This window comes from Streptomyces sp. 2P-4, from assembly GCF_030167965.1.
Classification (GTDB): domain Bacteria; phylum Actinomycetota; class Actinomycetes; order Streptomycetales; family Streptomycetaceae; genus Streptomyces; species Streptomyces globosus_A.
Map to the genome: position 1 here is coordinate 15639 of NZ_CP095012.1, position 15223 is coordinate 30861.

Sequence of the window (15223 nt, forward strand, 5' to 3'; positions counted from 1 at the left end):
GGTTGCTTGTGCATGCAAGAAGATGATGACCGACTACCCCCTGAGGCGCAATCGGGGAAACGCCATGAGCTTGCATGCGCATGTACTCTGGTGTCAAACAGGCACTCCCTGAGGACGCACGTATGGCAACTTCACCCCTCGCAGCCCGGCACAACTCCGACCAAGCCGTGTGGAATCGCGTGCTCAGGGTCCACGCGCACGTCGAACGCGAGCTGGCTGCGGCCCTCCAGCGACGGCACGCGATCGGCCTGTCGGAGTTCCGCTCCCTGGAGCACCTGCACCGCTCCGAGACGAGCGAGCTGCGGATGCAGGACCTGGCGGACAAGGTGGGCCTCGGCCAGTCGTCGGTGACGCGGCTGGTGGGCCGGCTGGAGTCGGCGGGCTTCGCCTTCAAGGACCTGTGCCCCTCGGACAAGCGGGGCGTCTACGCGGTCATCACCGACGAGGGCCGCCAACGCTACGAGGCCGCGCGCGCCACCTACGCGGAAACCCTGTCCTCCGCACTGAACACGCTCGCCGCCGACCCCGAGCTCGGCGCGACGGTCCGGGCACTGCGCACGCCCCAGGACTGACGGGCCCCCGCTCCCCGTACCGGACCGCCGCACCGCACAGCGCGCCACGGCACGCTGCGGCGGGCCTTGACGCGGCCACCACCCCCGATATCGCCACAGCACGGCCCCGCGACGCGGTGCAGCCGTCCGGAGCCCGGTGACATTCCGGCTCCGGACCGCCGCACCGCGTCGCAGCCGTTTTCAGGCCCCCCGCGCGTATTCCGCATCGAACTTCATTGCTTGATCAAGCAAAAACGAATGCATTGAGTCACACTCACTTCGCCAAGTAGGTGCTTGACCAAACATGTACTTGCCCGGATACCTTCTTGCTCGACACCGCAAGATTCGAACAGCCGAGCGACCACTGTGGTCGCGGCTGAGCCGACCGCAAGGAATCCGCCGTGCCATCGCCCCGCCTGGCCGAGACCGTCGCCGTCCACGGTCGTCACCGGCCCCACAGCATCGCGCTCCACTTCCGAGACCAGGCCGTCACCTACGGCCGACTGCACGAGCTGACCCAGGATCTGCGCGACCAACTGCACCGCCTCGGTCTCCCGGCAGGCAGCACCGTGTGCGTGCCGGCGCACAAGACGCCGCAGACCATCGCGCTGCTGCTCGCCGTCTTCCACGAGGGACACATCGCCCTGGCCCCCTCCCCCGACCTCGGCAGCGCCGCCCGCGGGCGGATCGCCCGCCAGGCCCGGGTCGGGCACCTGCTGGCCGCCGACGCCGACGGAGTGCTCGACGCGACACCCGTGACGCCCGACGAGGACGAGGCGACGGGATTCGCGACGCCGGACCCGGAGCGGACGCGTCTGCTGCTGACCACGTCCGGCTCGACCGGTACCCCCAAGATCGTGCCGATCGAGGCCGCCGGCTTCGACGCCTTCGCCGACTGGGCCGTCGACGAGTTCGCGCTGACGCCGTGCGAGACGGCGCTCTCGTACGCGCCGCTCAACTTCGACCTCGCCCTCCTGGACGTCTGGACGTTCCTGCGCCTCGGCGCGTCCGTGGTGCTGGTCGACAGGGAGCACGCCACCGACGCCACGCACCTGGCCTCGCTCGCCGCCGGCCACGGACCCACCTTCGTCCAGGGCGTGCCGATGATGTACCGGCTGCTCCTCGAGGGCAGTGCGGGCAACGGCGCGGGCGCCGTCTTCGACACCGTGCGCCACGCCGTCTTCACCGGCGACCGGCTCCCGGCCGACCTGCTGGCCCCGATCGCGTCGGCGTTCCCCGGCGCCGCCTTCCACAACGTGTTCGGCTGCACGGAAACCAACGACTCCTTCATCCACCGCGTCGACCCCACGGCGACCGGGCCGATGCCCATCGGCCTCCCGGTACGCGGCACCGACGCCCTCGTCCTGGACGCCGAGGGGCAGCGGGTGGAGGGGGCGGGCACGGGTGAGCTGCTGGTGGCCACCCCGTTCCAGACCCGCGGCTATCTGCGCGAGGAGCTGAACGAGACCGCGTTCACCCGCATCGACGGCCGCGACTTCTACCGCACCGGCGACATCGTCTCCCGCGACGCCGACGGCCTGTACTTCCTCGAGGGCCGCGCGGACTGGCACGTCAAGGTCAGGGGGGTGCGCACGAACCTCCAGGAGGTGGAGAGCGTGCTCGCGTCCCACCCCGACGTCGCCGAGGCCGTCGTCGTACCGCTGCCCGACCCGCAGGCCGGCGTCCGGCTGCACGCCCACGTCACCCGCCGCCCGGGCACCGGACTCACCAGCCTGCGCCTGCGCACCCACTCGGGCCGGCACCTGCCCCGCCACGCCATACCGGCCTCCGTGCACCTCACCGACGCACCACTGCCCCGCACTTCGACGGGGAAACCCGACCGCAATCTCATCAAGCGGAACCGTATGAAGGAGATCGACGCATGAGCACCACGGACATCGCCGGTGAGATCCGCGCCTACGTCGTGGGCCAGTTCCTCGCCGGGGAGGACACCACGGACCTGACCGGGGACTACGACCTGATCGACTCCGGCGTCATCGACAGCCTGGGCTTGGTGCGTCTGCTCTCGCACCTCACGCGGGCCTTCGACATCGCCGTCGACGACATCGAGTTGACGCCGGACAACTTCCGCACCCTCGACTCCATCACCGCCGTGGTCGAGGCGCACGCCCCGGTACGGGCCGCCTGACCTCCGCCGCACCCTCCACAGGTGCAAAGCGCCCGGGCACCCCCGGGCACGACGCGCCGCCACACACCACGGGCGCGACGCACCACGCACGACCTCACCGCCACGTACCCCTCATCGACCGAAGGAGAACCCGGAATGTTCGTTCGCAGCCTTGATGACGTCGCTCCCGTCGAGTGGGGCAACGGCCTGAGCACCCGGCTGCTGACCAAGTCCGACGGCATGGGCTTCGCGGTCTGCGACACGATCGTCCGCCAGGGCACCACCAGCGCCCTGCAGTACCGCAACCACCTGGAGGCCTGCTACTGCGTCGGCGGCTCCGGCGAGGTCGTCGAGACGGACGGCACCCGCCACAAGATCGTGCCCGGCACCATCTACGTCCTCAACGAGCACGACCCGCACTACCTGGTGGCCTCCGACTACGAGGACCTGCACCTCGTGTCGATCTTCAACCCGCCGATCGTCGGCGACGAGAAGCACACCCTCTCCGAGGACGGCTTCTCCCAGTACTGAGCCGCCCAGCCCGGGCCGGCCCGCTTCCCACCCCAGTCGTGGGCCGGCCCGGGCGACGGGCCCCTCACCCGACCACCGCCGACCTAGGACCCGCCTTGACCGACGACCTCTTCCATCTCACCGCCCCGTGGGCCCAGCAGCTGAACGCGGATACCCGCGAGCTGGACGCGGCGGGCGCCTTCCCCCACGACAAGTGGAAGGTCCTGCAGGAGACCGGTCTCCTGCGGACGCACTTCGCCCCGGAGTTCGGCGGCGCCGGCCACGGCGTGACGGCGACCATGCGGGCTCTGGAGGGCCTGGGCTACGTCTGCCACGACGCCGGCCTGTCCTTCTCCGCCTCGACCCAGATCGTCTCCGTGGGAGTGCCGCTGCAGCGCTTCGGCAGCCAGGAGCTGAAGGAACGCCACCTGCCGAGGATCATGTCCGGCGAGGCGATCACCGCGCACGCGATCACGGAGGAGTCCGGCGGCTCGGACGCGATGAACCTCGCCGCGACCGCCCGCCGCGACGGCGACCACTACGTGGTCAGCGGCGGCAAGATGTTCATCACGAACGCCCCCGTCGCCGACCTGTTCCTGCTGTACGTGCGCACCGGCAAGCCGGGCCCCTTCGGCCTGACCACCCTGCTCGTCGAGGCCGCCACGCCCGGTCTGACGGCGGGCCCGGCGATGGACAAGATCGGCCTGCGCACCAGCCCGGTCGGCACGCTCTCCTTCGACGAGCTGCGCGTCCCCGTCAGTCAGCGGGTCGGGCAGGAGGGCACCGGCTTCCTCATCCTGGACCACGTGATGAAGCGGGAGGTCCTCTTCGGCTTCTCCATCACGCTGGGCGAGATGACGCGGCGCCTGGAGGAGACCATCGCCTACGCCGGGAAGCGCCACCAGTTCGGACAGCCCATCGGCTCCTACCAGGCGGTCTCCCACAAGATCGCCGACATGAAGATGCGGGTCGAGACGGCCCGCAAGTGGCTCGCCGACACCGGAGTGAAGGTCGAGGCCGGCCAGGACGCCTCGCTCGACCTGGCGGCCACCAAGACGATCGTGTCCGAGGCCAATGTGCAGACCGCACTGGACGCGGTGCAGATTCACGGCGGCCGCGGCGTGCTCACCGAACACGGCATCGAGCGGGACCTGCGCAACTCGATCGCCGGAACCATCTACTCGGGCACATCCGAGATCCAGCGCAACCGCATCGCCACACTCCTCGGTCTCTGACCGACCGGCCTCCGGCCGAGCCCTCGACCGACAGGAAACCCGCATGACTGACCATCTGGAACGACTCACCCGGCCCACCGAGTTCCTCGACTACGAGACCGACGCAGTGCAGGCCTTCATCGACCACGCCGTCAAGGACCGCGCCGCGGACCGGACGGCCAACGCCGTCGAGCTGTACCACGCGGTGCGCGACGACGTCTTCTACGAGGTGTACGGCGCCCCCCTCTCCCGGGAGGGCCTGCGGGCCTCGACCACTGCCACCTCCAAGGAAGGGTTCTGCCTGCACAAGTCCGCGCTCTACGCGGCCTGCGTGCGCGCGCTCGGCATCCCCTCCCGGCTCGTCTACGGCGACGTGCGCAACCACCTCGCCTCGCCGCGGCTGCTGAAGCACATCGGCGGCGACGTGTTCTTCCACGGCCTCACCCAGGTCCACCTGAACGGCAGGTGGATCAAGGCCACGCCGGTGTTCAACAAGGTGCTCTGCAAGCTCTACGGCATGGAGGCGCTGGAGTTCGACGGCGTCAGCGACAGCCTCTACCACCCCTTCAGTGAGGGCGGCGGCTCCATGGAGTTCCTCACGGACCACGGTTCCTTCGACGATGTCCCCTACGACTTCGTCATGTCCCACATGCGCAGCAAGCACCCCGGTTTCCTCGACGCCGACGGAACCGGCACCGTCCGCGGCGGCAGCCTGGCGGACGAGTCCGCACTCACCCGGTAGGAGATCCCGACATGACCGACACGACCTCTCCCACCGACGGCTGGGACGCCTCGATCCGGATCGGCGTCGTCGTGCCGCACGCCGACGTCGGCCCGGAGGCCGAGCTGCAGGCCATCGCCCCCGCCTCCGTGTCAGTCCACGCCTCGCGCATCCACTTCGCGGCGATGCGTGCCGGCGGCGAGATGGACGAGAAGATACCGCACGCCCCCGTCCGGGCCTTCGTCGAGCCGCCCTACCTCGACCAGGCGGTGGAACTGCTCGCCGCGTCCCCGCTGCACGCCCTCACCCTCGGCTTCACCTCCTCCAGCTACGTCCTGAAGGCGGAGGGCGAGCGGGAGCTGTACGAGCGGCTGCGGCCGGTCACCCGTGACCTGCCGATCACCGGCACCACCAAGGCCGCCCGGGCCGCGTTCGACGCCCTGGGCGCGCGCAGGATCGCGGTGGTCAACCCGCCGTGGTTCGACGACGAGCTCTCCGGCCAGGGCGCCGACTACTTCCGTGAGTTCGGCTTCGAGGTGGTCCACCACGGCCCGTGCGGACTGCCCTCCGACCAGAAGGCGATCACGCCGGGCAACCTGTCCGCGTGGATCCGCACCATCGCCGAGCACCGTCCGGACGCCGTTCTCGTCGCCGGCAACGGCATCCGCGCGGTGGGCACCATCAAGCCGCTCGAAGCGGAGCTCGGCTTCCACGTGGTCACCGCAAACCAGGTGATCCTGTGGCACGCCCTGCACCTGGCCGGTGCCGCCGACACCGCCCTCGGCATCAGCGACTACGGCCACCTGTTCGGCACGTCGCCGAAGAGCGAGGACGCGTGAGCCTGCTGAACGCGACCGGGTACGAAGCGGTCTTCGCGACGCCCGAGGGCGACACCTACCGCATCCCGCTGGTGTGCTGGCGCGAGGACGAGGACCGGGTGTACGGCATGGTCCTGGTCAAGGGACAGCTGCGGTGCGCGGAGCGGGTGCGGCACTTTCTGCGGTACGGCACCCGGGCCGCGGCCGGGCCGGACGACGAGGCCGGCACGCCCGGCACCGCGCCGCACGCCGCCGCCCTGCCCACGGCACTCCGCTGACCGGGGCCCGGAGCGGGATGAGGGGCCCGTGACCCACCGAGCCGGTGGGTCACGGGCCTCGCACAGGGACCTGCCTACGCCGACAGCAGGTCCATGGACCGGTCGAAGTCGCTCTCCCGCGACCAGTCGCCCGGCATGTCGAGGGCGCCGTGCCCGTCGGCGGCGGTCGTGAGCCGGCTGTGGGCGAAGGCGGCGGAGACCAGCGTCATGTGGTGGTGCCAGCCGGGGAACGACCGGCCCTCGAAGTCCCGCAAGCCGAAGCCGCGCTCGAGCAGGCTGACGGTCTCGCCGACCGCCGCGGTCCGGTCCGCGTACTGCATGAGTTCACCGACCGGCCGGTCCACGATGTTGGTGAGCCACAGCCGGCCGCTGCTGTCGGCCCTGGTGCCAGGCCCGGCGAACAGCCGGAACGGCTGCGGCCGCTGCTCGTCCCGCGCGAACGGGAGCTGCACCAGCTGGTTGCGTACCAGGCCCCGCACCGCCCGCTCCGGTCCGCTCGGACCGTCCAGCATCCGGGCCGCAGCCCGCGGCCGGGCACGGACGGGCCGGGCGGCGGGGAAGGGCGCGAGCGGCAGGCCGTCGGGGACGGCGACGACGAAGTCGCGCCGGGCCCGGATCAGAACGTGCAGCAGCGGACGCACGTCCAGGTAGCCGTCGACGCCGACGACCACCGGGACCGGCTCGTGCCGCGAGGGCCGCAGCAGCAGCTCGATCAGGCTCAGGACGGGGCTCTCCGGCCGGGCGACCGCCGCGTCGGGGACGCGGGCACGCTCCCGCAGGTCGCCCCGCGCCCACGGCTCGGGCAGCAACAGGCTCCAACCGCACGGGAAGTCGCCGATGTCCGCCGACATGAACAGGGCGGTGCCGACCTGGCAGTTGACGGTGCGTCCGGTGTGCGGGATGAACCGGCGGTGCACGCCGCACGACCTCTCGCCCCGCTTGGGCAGGACGACCGGGGCGATCGTCCAGGCCCGGGGCCGCACCCGGCCCTCGATCCAGTGCCGTAGCCGGTCGCAGACGGGCCTCCAGTCCCACGGGCTCTCGTTGATGAACTGGTGCAGTGCCTGCGCCGCCGTCGGCGAGTCGCTCGCCGCCGCGGCGAGGCGACGCATCGACTTCTTTCCCGGTGTGGTGAGCAGGCCCAGCACATAGGCGTGGGCCCATCTGCGCTGGTCGCTTCTGCGCAGATCTCCGAAGAGCAGGTCAGTGAACCGGTTGACGGAATCCACTCCCCCGGATCCGGCTGTCCCCCTCATACCTTCTCCCTCTCTCGGTGCGTCACAGCTCCGTGTGGGCTTCGCATCACAATAAAGAGAATGAGCACTATTTTCTTACGGGGAAGGAGTCCTCGGCTGCGACTTCGCCAACTTCCCGGGCGGCCGGAAGCCCGGCTCCACCGGCGCCGAACCAGGGCAGGTCCAGGCGACCGCGCGCCGGCGGGGCGCGGACCGGTACGGCGGGGATCGAAAGGGCCGGGATCGAAAGGGCGGGGGTCAGAGCTGGAGGCCCGCGGCGAACCGCTGCCACAGGCGGCCCAGTTCCTCCCGGACGGACTCCACCGGGCGGCCGGCCCGCATCCGGGCCCCCGCGCCGGCCAGCAGGTAGGCGATCAGCAGCCGGACGTCGGCGACGACCGTGGCGTCCGCTCCGCCCGCCCGGGCCCGCTCGAGGGCGTGGTCGAGGGCGGGGCGCCAGGCCTCCTCCCAGGAGGCGCACTCGTCGGGACACTCGTCCAGAAGGCGTACGGTCGCACGGGCGTGGACGTCCTGCTCCAGGAGGCCGACGACGACCTGCGTGAGCTGCTCGGCGGCGCCCATGCCCGGGTCGGTGATCCGCTCCACCTCGCCCACCGCCGCACGGGCGGCCTCGACGCCGGCGTCGGCGACGGCGCGGGCGAGCTCCTCCTTGGACAGGAAGTGGAAGGTCAGCGCGCCCGAGGTCACGCCGGCGGCGGTGGCGATACGGGCCACGGTGGCGCCGGCGTAGCCCAGGCGGGCGAACTGGCCCGCGGCGGCGGTGATCAGTGCAGACCGGGTCTTCCGTGCCCGTACCTGCCTCATCACGACGGGACGTCCCGGTACGGGACCGCAGGTCCGGCAGGCCTGGCGCCCCGGAGACTCCGTGCGAGCTGCACAGCTCCTCCCGTACTCCTGTGGCCGTCTCCCGTCACAACCCCTAAACCGTACCGGGCAGTCCGGTGAACACTGATCGGCCTCCCGGCCGTGAGGACGACTTTGGCATGTTGGCCGTAACGGAATCCCTTTCACGCCGCCGCGCGGACGGCACCGCCCCTCCGGTGCAGGTGAGCGCGGTACCAGGGCGCCGCCGCCGCGAGGCGGGCCAGCGGGCCGGGGCCCGCGGCGGCGCCGGCCGCGATCCAGATGCCGTCGCTGCGGTACCAGTGATCGGTCGCCAGGAGCGCGAACTGGCGCTCGCTCACGCCCCCCGGTCCGCTGCGCAGCCGCTCCAGGCACTCCTGCCAAGACCAGTCCGTCGGCGCGGCGGGCAGGATGTCGAGTTCCGACAGCCTGGCCATCAGGTCGCCGTTGCGCACGGGCGTGGGGTGGCTGGCGTGGTGGACGCCCGCGGGCACCGGGTCCGGGGCCAGCACGAGCGCCGCGATCAGCCGGGCGAGATCCTCCGCGTCGACCATGGACAGCAGCCCGCGGCCGCTGTCCCAGCGGGCGGGCACCAGGGCGAGCAGGTCGGCGAGCGCGGGCACCACCCACCGGTCGCCCACCCCGGTGACCAGGCCCGGCCGCAGCACCGTGCCGCCGGCGGCGAGCACCGCTTCCTCACCTGCCAGGCGGGACCGGCTGGCAGGCGACAGCGGGGCGGGCGCGACCCCGTTCTCGGTGATGCCGCGGTGCGGGCCCGCGCCGTAGACGGCGGCCGTGGACAGGTGGACGATGCGGCGCACCCCGGCACGCTCGGCCTCGGCAACGAGCGCCGCGGTGCCGTGGCGGTTGACCGCGTCGCAGGCGGCCTCGTCGCCCGCGACCAGGGCGGCCAGGTGCACGAGGACGTCGACGCCCCGGGCGAGCCCGCGCAGGGACTCCGGGTCGGACAGGTCGGCGCGGCGGGAGGCGACGCCGGGGGCGCTCGCCGAGCGCCCCGCGACCACCACGTCCAGGCCCTGGCCGGCGCGGCGCGCCCCGAGCAGCCGGCGCAGCACCTTCGAACCGATGAACCCGGTGGCTCCGGTCACCAGGACGGTGGTCATCGTGTGTCCGCCCCGCCGTCGACGGTGATCTCCAGCCGGTCGATGACGTCGGCTGGAGCGAGTCCCGGCAGCAGGCACCGCCACAGGTTCGCGATGCGCCCGGGCAGGTCGGCCCGGCCGCTGGCGAGCTGCGACATGATCTGCGCGCCGGTGAAGGCGGCGACCAGCGTCGAGGCGAACACCGCGGCGTCGGCCTCCGGAAGGAGTTCGCCGCGCTCCCGTGCCTCCTCGAGCTCCTGCTCGAACCGTTCGGCCCACCACTGGTAGATCGAGTACTCCTGCAGCCCGGCCTCGCTCTGTTCCACCGCGAGCCGGACACCGGCGCGCAGCAGGGTGTTGCGCCGCATCTCGCGGGCGAGGTACAGGGTCAGGTCGAGGAGTCGCTGCAGTCCCGCCTCGCCCTCGGGGAAATCCAGGTCGGCAGCCTGCTCCCGGATGACTGCACGGGCCAGGCCCTCCTTGGAGCGGAAGTGGAAGTAGGCCGCGCCGGTCGTCACGCCGGCCCGGTCGATGATCTTGGCGATGCTCGCCCCCGGGTAGCCGACCTCGCCGAACACCTCCGCCGCCGCGCGTAGCAGCACCTCCCGCGTGCGCACCGCCCGCTCCTGCATGACCCGAGCCAACTGTTCACCCTCTTTCAGTAAAAAGAATCATCACTATGTTAAATTCGGCGCCCGCCAGGCCCTAGTCAGCGCACACCAGTTGAGTCAGTAGGGGAGAACTGACATGTCACAGCTGCACCTTGCGCACGACCGGACAGACGGAGCACACCGAGTCCCCACACTCGTCGCCCAGAGGCACACCCACAAGACGAACCCCGACGAGGTCCTGCTCACCGAATGGCAGCGTACGGACGAGCACTCCTTCGTCGTGCGGGCCACGTGGCCCAGGACGCACGACTTCTATACCACCCGGCACGGGTTGCACGACCCGCTGCTGCTGAGCGAGACGGTGCGGCAGGCGCTGCCGCTGCTCTCGCACGTCGCGTACGAGACACCGATGGGCCACCAGCTGCTGTGGCACGACCTGCGCTGGGTGCTCGACCCCGCGGCGCTGATGGCGGCCGAGCAGGAGACCGAGCTCGAGCTGCACATCACGTGTTCGGAGGTGAAGTACCGCCGGGGTCGGGCGGTATCCATGCTCCTGACGGCGCTGGTGTACCGGGCCGGCCGGCCGCTCGCGCGCGCCCGCACCCGCTTCGCCATCCAGGACCGCGCGATCTACGAGCGCCTGCGCGCACAGTACGCCGACATCGACCTGGCCAACGCCCGGGCACTGCCGCCCGCGCCGCCGGTGCCCGCCTCCACCGTGGGACGCACCCGCGCTGCGGACGTCGTCCTCTCCCCCGCCGGCCGCCCGCATCAGTGGCTGCTGCGGGTGGACACCACCCACCCCATCCTGTTCGACCACCGGGTCGACCACGTCCCCGGCATGCTGCTGCTCGAGGCCGGCCGCCAGGCGGCGCAGGCCGTCGCGTCGCCGCAGCCGAGCGTGGTCGTCGGCATGGACACCGCCTTCATGCGGTACGCCGAACTCGACGCGCCCTGCCGGATCCACGCCCACCGCCACACCGCCGACGAGGCCGGGCGGCGGCGCGTGCTGGTCACCGCCCACCAGCACGACGTCGAGATCTTCGCCAGCATCGTCACCCTGGTCGGGGCGGCCTTGGGCTGAGCCGGGGAGGCGGCCCCGCCGGGCTCGGTACGACTTGGGCAGGCCCGGTGTCCGGTGCGACACGCCACTCCGCGATGCCGTCCTCGGTGCACGGCCCGACCGGCACACCGAGGGCGGCGCCGCCGCCGCTGCTGCCGAACGCCCAGTCCGCGACGGGGCAGCTCCGGCAGGATGTGAGTGAACGCAAGCCGTACTCGAGCGACTGATCGGACGAGCAGTGGGCGTTGATCGAGTCGGTGATCACCGCGTGGATTGACCGGCACCGCTCGGTCAGCGGCCACCAGGGCGCCTAGGCGATGCGGGAGATCATCAACGCGATCCTCTACCAGGGCCGGACCGGCTGCCAGTGGGCCTACCTCCCGAACGACCTGCCGCCCAAGAGCGCGACGTACTACTACTTCGCCGCCTGGCGGGACGACGGAACCGACCAGGTCATCCAGGAACTCCTGCGCTGCCAGGTCCGCGAGGAGGCCGGCCGGTTAGAGGAACCGACCCTGGTGGTCCTGGACACCCAGAGTGTCCACGCGGCCGCCGGGGTCCCCGCGTCCACGACCGGCCGGGACCCGGCGAAGAGGGTGCCGGGCCGCAAGCAGGGGTCTGGCCGTGGACGTGCTGGGCCTGGTCATCGCCGTCACCGTCCTTGCCGCGAACACCCACGACCTGCACGGCCGGCTGCGGGAGGCAGAGACCCACCTCGAACACCTCGCGATCACGCGGAAGACCGTCACCGCTCTCGCCGACCGGCTCCCGGCCGTCCCACCGGCCCTGCCCGAGCACCCGGACTACACCCGCATCCTCGGTGTCCTCATCGATGCGACCGGACCGCTACGGGCCCGGGACGTCTGGCGAAGCCTTCGACCACGAACTGCTGCCGAAGAACATCGAGGGCACCCGCGCCAAGCTGAAACGCCTGGTCAAGCTCGGCATCCTCACCGAGGCCGACGCCGGCAGCTTCACCAGGAAGCAGTAGCCGCCGAGCCCCGCGACCAGCAGTCCTGCCCCAACCTCACCGGGAAACGGACACCAGATCACGAACCGTCCTCTGAGAGGGTGGTTCGTGACTCTTTGAGCAGTTGTGCCGCCGTGCCCGCCCGCATCGAGGCCGGAGTATTGTTCGAGACCATGGTCGAGAACTTTCCGGATTGGCAGACGACTTGGTGAGAGTCGAGGAGCTGGAGGGCGTGCTGCCTTCGATGACACGGTGGCGTGTGCCAGGCGGACGCAGCGTGGACTGGGCCGCCCTCGAGGCGGGCCTAGGGACGGCGCTGCCCTCGGACTTCCGCTCTCTGGCGGAGGCGTACCCGGTGCTTGTCATCGATGATTTCCTCATGGTGTCCCTTCCGACGCCCGGCGCCGAGGCGCCATGGGCGTCCGAGTCCAGGGACGACGAGATCCTTCAGGATCTGTACGAGATGGGCGACACCGAGAACTACGTTCCCTACCCGCAGCCGGGAGGCCTGATCTCCTGGGCGTCGTCCCATTCGGGGGACACCTTCTACTGGAGGACGAGCCCTGCGGATCCGGACGCATGGCCCGTGGTCGTCCGCACGGACAACGCCGACTGGATCGAGTTCCCAGTCGGTGCCGTCGAGTTCCTGGCCGGCGTGTACGGGCGCACCATCGACGTGCCGGGCATGCCCAGGAACTTCCCCGGCGACGACCCGAAGGTTCTGGGCCTGAGCGACCGCATCGACTGATCGGCAACTCAGAGGGCGCTCAGGTGATGTCCGTTTCCGGCTGAGGTCCGTCAGCTATTGCTTCCCGGCGAAGTTGCCGGTGTCGGCCTCGGTGAGGATCTCCAGTTTGACCAGGCGTTTCCTGCATGACCGTGAAGAGCCGCTCCTGCGACAGGAACGTCGACGGCCGGCCTCCCCACCCGACGCGGATCCGGGCGCGCGCCTCTCGGAGGCCTCCGGCCTGCCGGTGCCTGGTCCGGCGCGGGAAGTGCCGCCCGCGGCGGCTCCCCGCTTCACCGACTCGGAGAACGCCCGATCGGGACACGACTCGTTGCCCGGATGTCCGGCGGACGGGGGCGGGACGCCCGTTTCCGCGGTGCCCGGGCAAGCCCTCCTCCTGGGAGGCCTGCCCAGGGCGCGCAGCCTGCCGCTACTTCAGCAGGGTGCGGAACTCCTCGAAGTCGAGGACCCCGTCATGGTTCGCGTCGGCCGCCATGGCCTTCTTGACCTCCTCGGCGAGGTGCCCCTGAGCGCCCTCGGCCTTGAAGCCCTCGGCCAGTTCGACAATGTTGATGCGCCCGTCGCCGTCCGTGTCGATCTCGTCGAACAGCGCCCTGAGCTCGGCCTCGTTCATGACACAACCCTTTCGCGTTCACAGGCCCCGAAGGCCTACGTGACCCACCACCCTGCCACACCGGCAAGCTCGCGCCGCTCGCCGAGCATGGGCCTGCCGTCACACTCCGGCCGGGCAGGGCGCCCTTCGCAGCCGGTTTGCGGGGCGCAGGGGGCCCGCCCTTAGGGTCTTGCCCATGAGCTTGACAACCGGTCACAACGAGGGGGCCCTGCCCGGTCCGGCGGCATCGGCGCATGGCTGGCAGGCGCCGAGCGCGGTCGAGCGGGGACTGTACGAGGCGAAGGCGCGCGGCGACTGGCCCGCGTACTACGACCTCGTCGCACGAGCCGACCTGTACATGATGCAGTCGCGGGCCCACGTCGACGGGAACCCGCGCAGCAGCCGCTTCCACCCCTACTGGAACCCCCAGACCCGGACCATGTGCGTGGCCGTCTACACGGGAGGCATGCTGCCGCCGCCCGTCGCCGACCCCGTCTACAACTGCTACGACCTGGGCTGGTTCGCGGAAGTCTGGGGACAGGACGACCCGCCCTACCTCGTCGTCAATCCGGGCAGCCCCTGCGAGGGCGTCCTGCCGGCCGGGCCCGAGGGCCGCGCCCTGTGGCGGCGTCACTCCGCCCCGGTGGAACGGCCGGGTCTGGCCCGGGATGTCGTCCACACGCTGGAGGTGGGCGGCCCCCGCACCGGCCCCGTCGCCTTCGGCCTCGCGGTCGGCGCGCACATCAACGTGCGCAACGGGCGGTACTGGAACTCGATGGCCTACCACGGCTGCGGCTACCGCTGCGAGAAGCGGACGCTGGAACAGTGGTGGGGCGTCACCACCCGCGAGGACTGGCAGGACACGCAGGAGCGGCTGCTGCGCGCCGGAATGGTCAGTGGAGTCTGGGAGTTCGTCCTGCAGCTCCGCCGCTCCATGGCGCTGGACTTCGCGGGCCCCGTCGACGTCGGCCACTGGCGCCAGGCCGCGGGGGACGTGGTGCGCCGGCGCGCCGAGGCCGCCGCCGGGCCCCGCCTGACCGCGGACGGCGTCGCCCCCGGCCGCGCCGTCGGAGCCGAAGAGCTGGAGGGCCGGGTGGCCGGCGTCCAGCGGCTGATCGGCCGTATCGCCCGCTACGAGGCGCGGTTCCGCGCGGACGGGCTGCTGCCCGAGGGAGGCTTCGTCCGAAGCGCCGAGGCCTGGGACTACGGCCGGGCATCGGGAATGGCCCGCTGGGGGCTTGCCGCCCGCCTGTGCTCCCTGCAGGAGGCCGAGGCGGCCGTGGTCCGGGCCGGCCGCCTGGTCCAGGTCAACTACCGCTCGTGGGAGGACTTCTCGGCCGCCTATATTCTGGGCCGCTGCCTCCACTTCGACGAGGAGGAGTTCGGCGAGTGGTACGAGACGGTCCTCGCGACCCACCGTGCCCTGACCACGGACCCGGCCAGTCCGTGGCGCACGCTTCCCTGGACCTGACGGTCCCGCTTCGGCGCAGCCGAGCGCCGGCGGGACGCCGCCACGCCTCCCGACGGTCCCCGCCTCCAGGTGACGGTGGCACAGTGCGCCGGTCCCGTACCGCAGCACGCGGACGCCGTTCTACGGAGCATCGGCCACCGCCTGCGCCGGGAGCAGCCGCGCATCCTGCCCGCGGGAACGGCGTGCGCCCCGGCCATCCGGTCTTGCTCCCCGGCTCCCGGTTCCTGCCGGCTTCGGGCCGCGCCTACGGGAGCGAGGGGGAGGGCCCGGCCGCAGCGTTGTGCCGTGCCGAGGAGGCCCTGCGGCGCCGTACCGACCGGAGTCGGTACGGCGCCGCGGTGGCGGA

At 71.5% G+C, this 15223-nt stretch carries 17 protein-coding genes and 1 pseudogene; 13 read left to right on the forward strand and 5 right to left on the reverse strand.

The window, feature by feature from the left end:
- The first annotated feature begins 122 nt into the window (after window positions 1-122).
- The 8 genes from MUK52_RS31085 to MUK52_RS31120 all read left to right on the forward strand — a co-directional run bounded on the left by MUK52_RS31085 (window position 123) and on the right by MUK52_RS31120 (window position 6220).
- The gene (locus tag MUK52_RS31085; protein ID WP_114059151.1) at window positions 123-572 is read left to right on the forward strand and encodes a MarR family winged helix-turn-helix transcriptional regulator; all 450 of its coding nucleotides are present in this window, start codon (window positions 123-125) and stop codon (window positions 570-572) included.
- A gap of 380 nt (window positions 573-952) precedes the next feature.
- A complete protein-coding gene (locus MUK52_RS31090) occupies window positions 953-2437 on the forward strand; it encodes an AMP-binding protein (protein WP_284581818.1) in 1485 nt (494 codons plus the stop codon).
- Window positions 2434-2700: an acyl carrier protein gene (locus MUK52_RS31095; protein ID WP_114059153.1), complete on the forward strand. Its 267-nt coding sequence runs from the start codon at window positions 2434-2436 to the stop codon at window positions 2698-2700. Before MUK52_RS31090 ends, MUK52_RS31095 begins: the two co-directional genes overlap by 4 nt.
- Window positions 2701-2835: 135 nt before the next feature.
- On the forward strand, window positions 2836-3210 hold the full coding sequence (locus MUK52_RS31100; protein WP_114059154.1) for an ectoine synthase: 375 nt from the start codon (window positions 2836-2838) through the stop codon (window positions 3208-3210).
- 95 nt (window positions 3211-3305) lie between these two features.
- Window positions 3306-4424: an acyl-CoA dehydrogenase family protein gene (locus MUK52_RS31105; protein WP_114059155.1), complete on the forward strand. Its 1119-nt coding sequence runs from the start codon at window positions 3306-3308 to the stop codon at window positions 4422-4424.
- Between the two features lie 43 nt (window positions 4425-4467).
- On the forward strand, window positions 4468-5145 hold the full coding sequence (locus MUK52_RS31110; RefSeq protein WP_114059156.1) for a transglutaminase-like domain-containing protein: 678 nt from the start codon (window positions 4468-4470) through the stop codon (window positions 5143-5145).
- A gap of 11 nt (window positions 5146-5156) precedes the next feature.
- The gene (locus tag MUK52_RS31115) at window positions 5157-5963 is read left to right on the forward strand and encodes a maleate cis-trans isomerase family protein (protein WP_114059157.1); all 807 of its coding nucleotides are present in this window, start codon (window positions 5157-5159) and stop codon (window positions 5961-5963) included.
- Window positions 5960-6220 (forward strand): DUF6253 family protein, encoded by a 261-nt coding sequence (locus MUK52_RS31120; RefSeq protein WP_114059158.1) that lies wholly within the window; start codon window positions 5960-5962, stop codon window positions 6218-6220. The genes MUK52_RS31115 and MUK52_RS31120 overlap by 4 nt, the downstream gene beginning before the upstream one ends.
- Before the next feature lie 74 nt (window positions 6221-6294).
- On the opposite strand, the gene MUK52_RS31125 is transcribed toward MUK52_RS31120, so the two are convergent.
- From MUK52_RS31125 to MUK52_RS31140, 4 genes are all read right to left on the reverse strand, one after another.
- Complete coding sequence (locus tag MUK52_RS31125) at window positions 6295-7476, reverse strand: IS701 family transposase (RefSeq protein WP_284581819.1); 1182 nt, start codon at window positions 7474-7476, stop codon at window positions 6295-6297.
- A 237-nt stretch (window positions 7477-7713) separates the two neighbouring features.
- Complete coding sequence (locus MUK52_RS31130) at window positions 7714-8280, reverse strand: TetR family transcriptional regulator (protein WP_114059160.1); 567 nt, start codon at window positions 8278-8280, stop codon at window positions 7714-7716.
- Between the two features lie 203 nt (window positions 8281-8483).
- Entirely contained in the window at window positions 8484-9443 is a 960-nt protein-coding gene (locus MUK52_RS31135; protein WP_284581820.1) for an NAD-dependent epimerase/dehydratase family protein, read from the reverse strand.
- Entirely contained in the window at window positions 9440-10039 is a 600-nt protein-coding gene (locus tag MUK52_RS31140; protein WP_342777157.1) for a ScbR family autoregulator-binding transcription factor, read from the reverse strand. The genes MUK52_RS31135 and MUK52_RS31140 overlap by 4 nt, the downstream gene beginning before the upstream one ends.
- A gap of 130 nt (window positions 10040-10169) precedes the next feature.
- Between MUK52_RS31140 and MUK52_RS31145 the strand changes: the two genes are divergently transcribed.
- The 4 genes and pseudogenes from MUK52_RS31145 to MUK52_RS31160 all read left to right on the forward strand — a co-directional run bounded on the left by MUK52_RS31145 (window position 10170) and on the right by MUK52_RS31160 (window position 12814).
- Window positions 10170-11117, forward strand: a complete 948-nt coding sequence (locus MUK52_RS31145) for a ScbA/BarX family gamma-butyrolactone biosynthesis protein (RefSeq protein ID WP_114059163.1) — start codon at window positions 10170-10172, stop codon at window positions 11115-11117.
- 224 nt (window positions 11118-11341) lie between these two features.
- Window positions 11342-11777 (forward strand): annotated as a pseudogene (locus tag MUK52_RS31150) (transposase); the annotation flags it as partial.
- 151 nt (window positions 11778-11928) lie between these two features.
- Window positions 11929-12087, forward strand: a complete 159-nt coding sequence (locus MUK52_RS31155; protein ID WP_162793357.1) for a hypothetical protein — start codon at window positions 11929-11931, stop codon at window positions 12085-12087.
- Between the two features lie 172 nt (window positions 12088-12259).
- Window positions 12260-12814 (forward strand): SMI1/KNR4 family protein, encoded by a 555-nt coding sequence (locus MUK52_RS31160; RefSeq protein WP_284581821.1) that lies wholly within the window; start codon window positions 12260-12262, stop codon window positions 12812-12814.
- Window positions 12815-13223: 409 nt separating this feature from the next.
- On the opposite strand, the gene MUK52_RS31165 is transcribed toward MUK52_RS31160, so the two are convergent.
- On the reverse strand, window positions 13224-13427 hold the full coding sequence (locus MUK52_RS31165) for an EF-hand domain-containing protein (RefSeq protein WP_114059164.1): 204 nt from the start codon (window positions 13425-13427) through the stop codon (window positions 13224-13226).
- Between the two features lie 175 nt (window positions 13428-13602).
- On the opposite strand from MUK52_RS31165, the gene MUK52_RS31170 reads away from it, so the two are divergent.
- Window positions 13603-14877: a DUF1266 domain-containing protein gene (locus tag MUK52_RS31170; protein ID WP_284581822.1), complete on the forward strand. Its 1275-nt coding sequence runs from the start codon at window positions 13603-13605 to the stop codon at window positions 14875-14877.
- Window positions 14878-15223 lie beyond the last annotated feature (346 nt).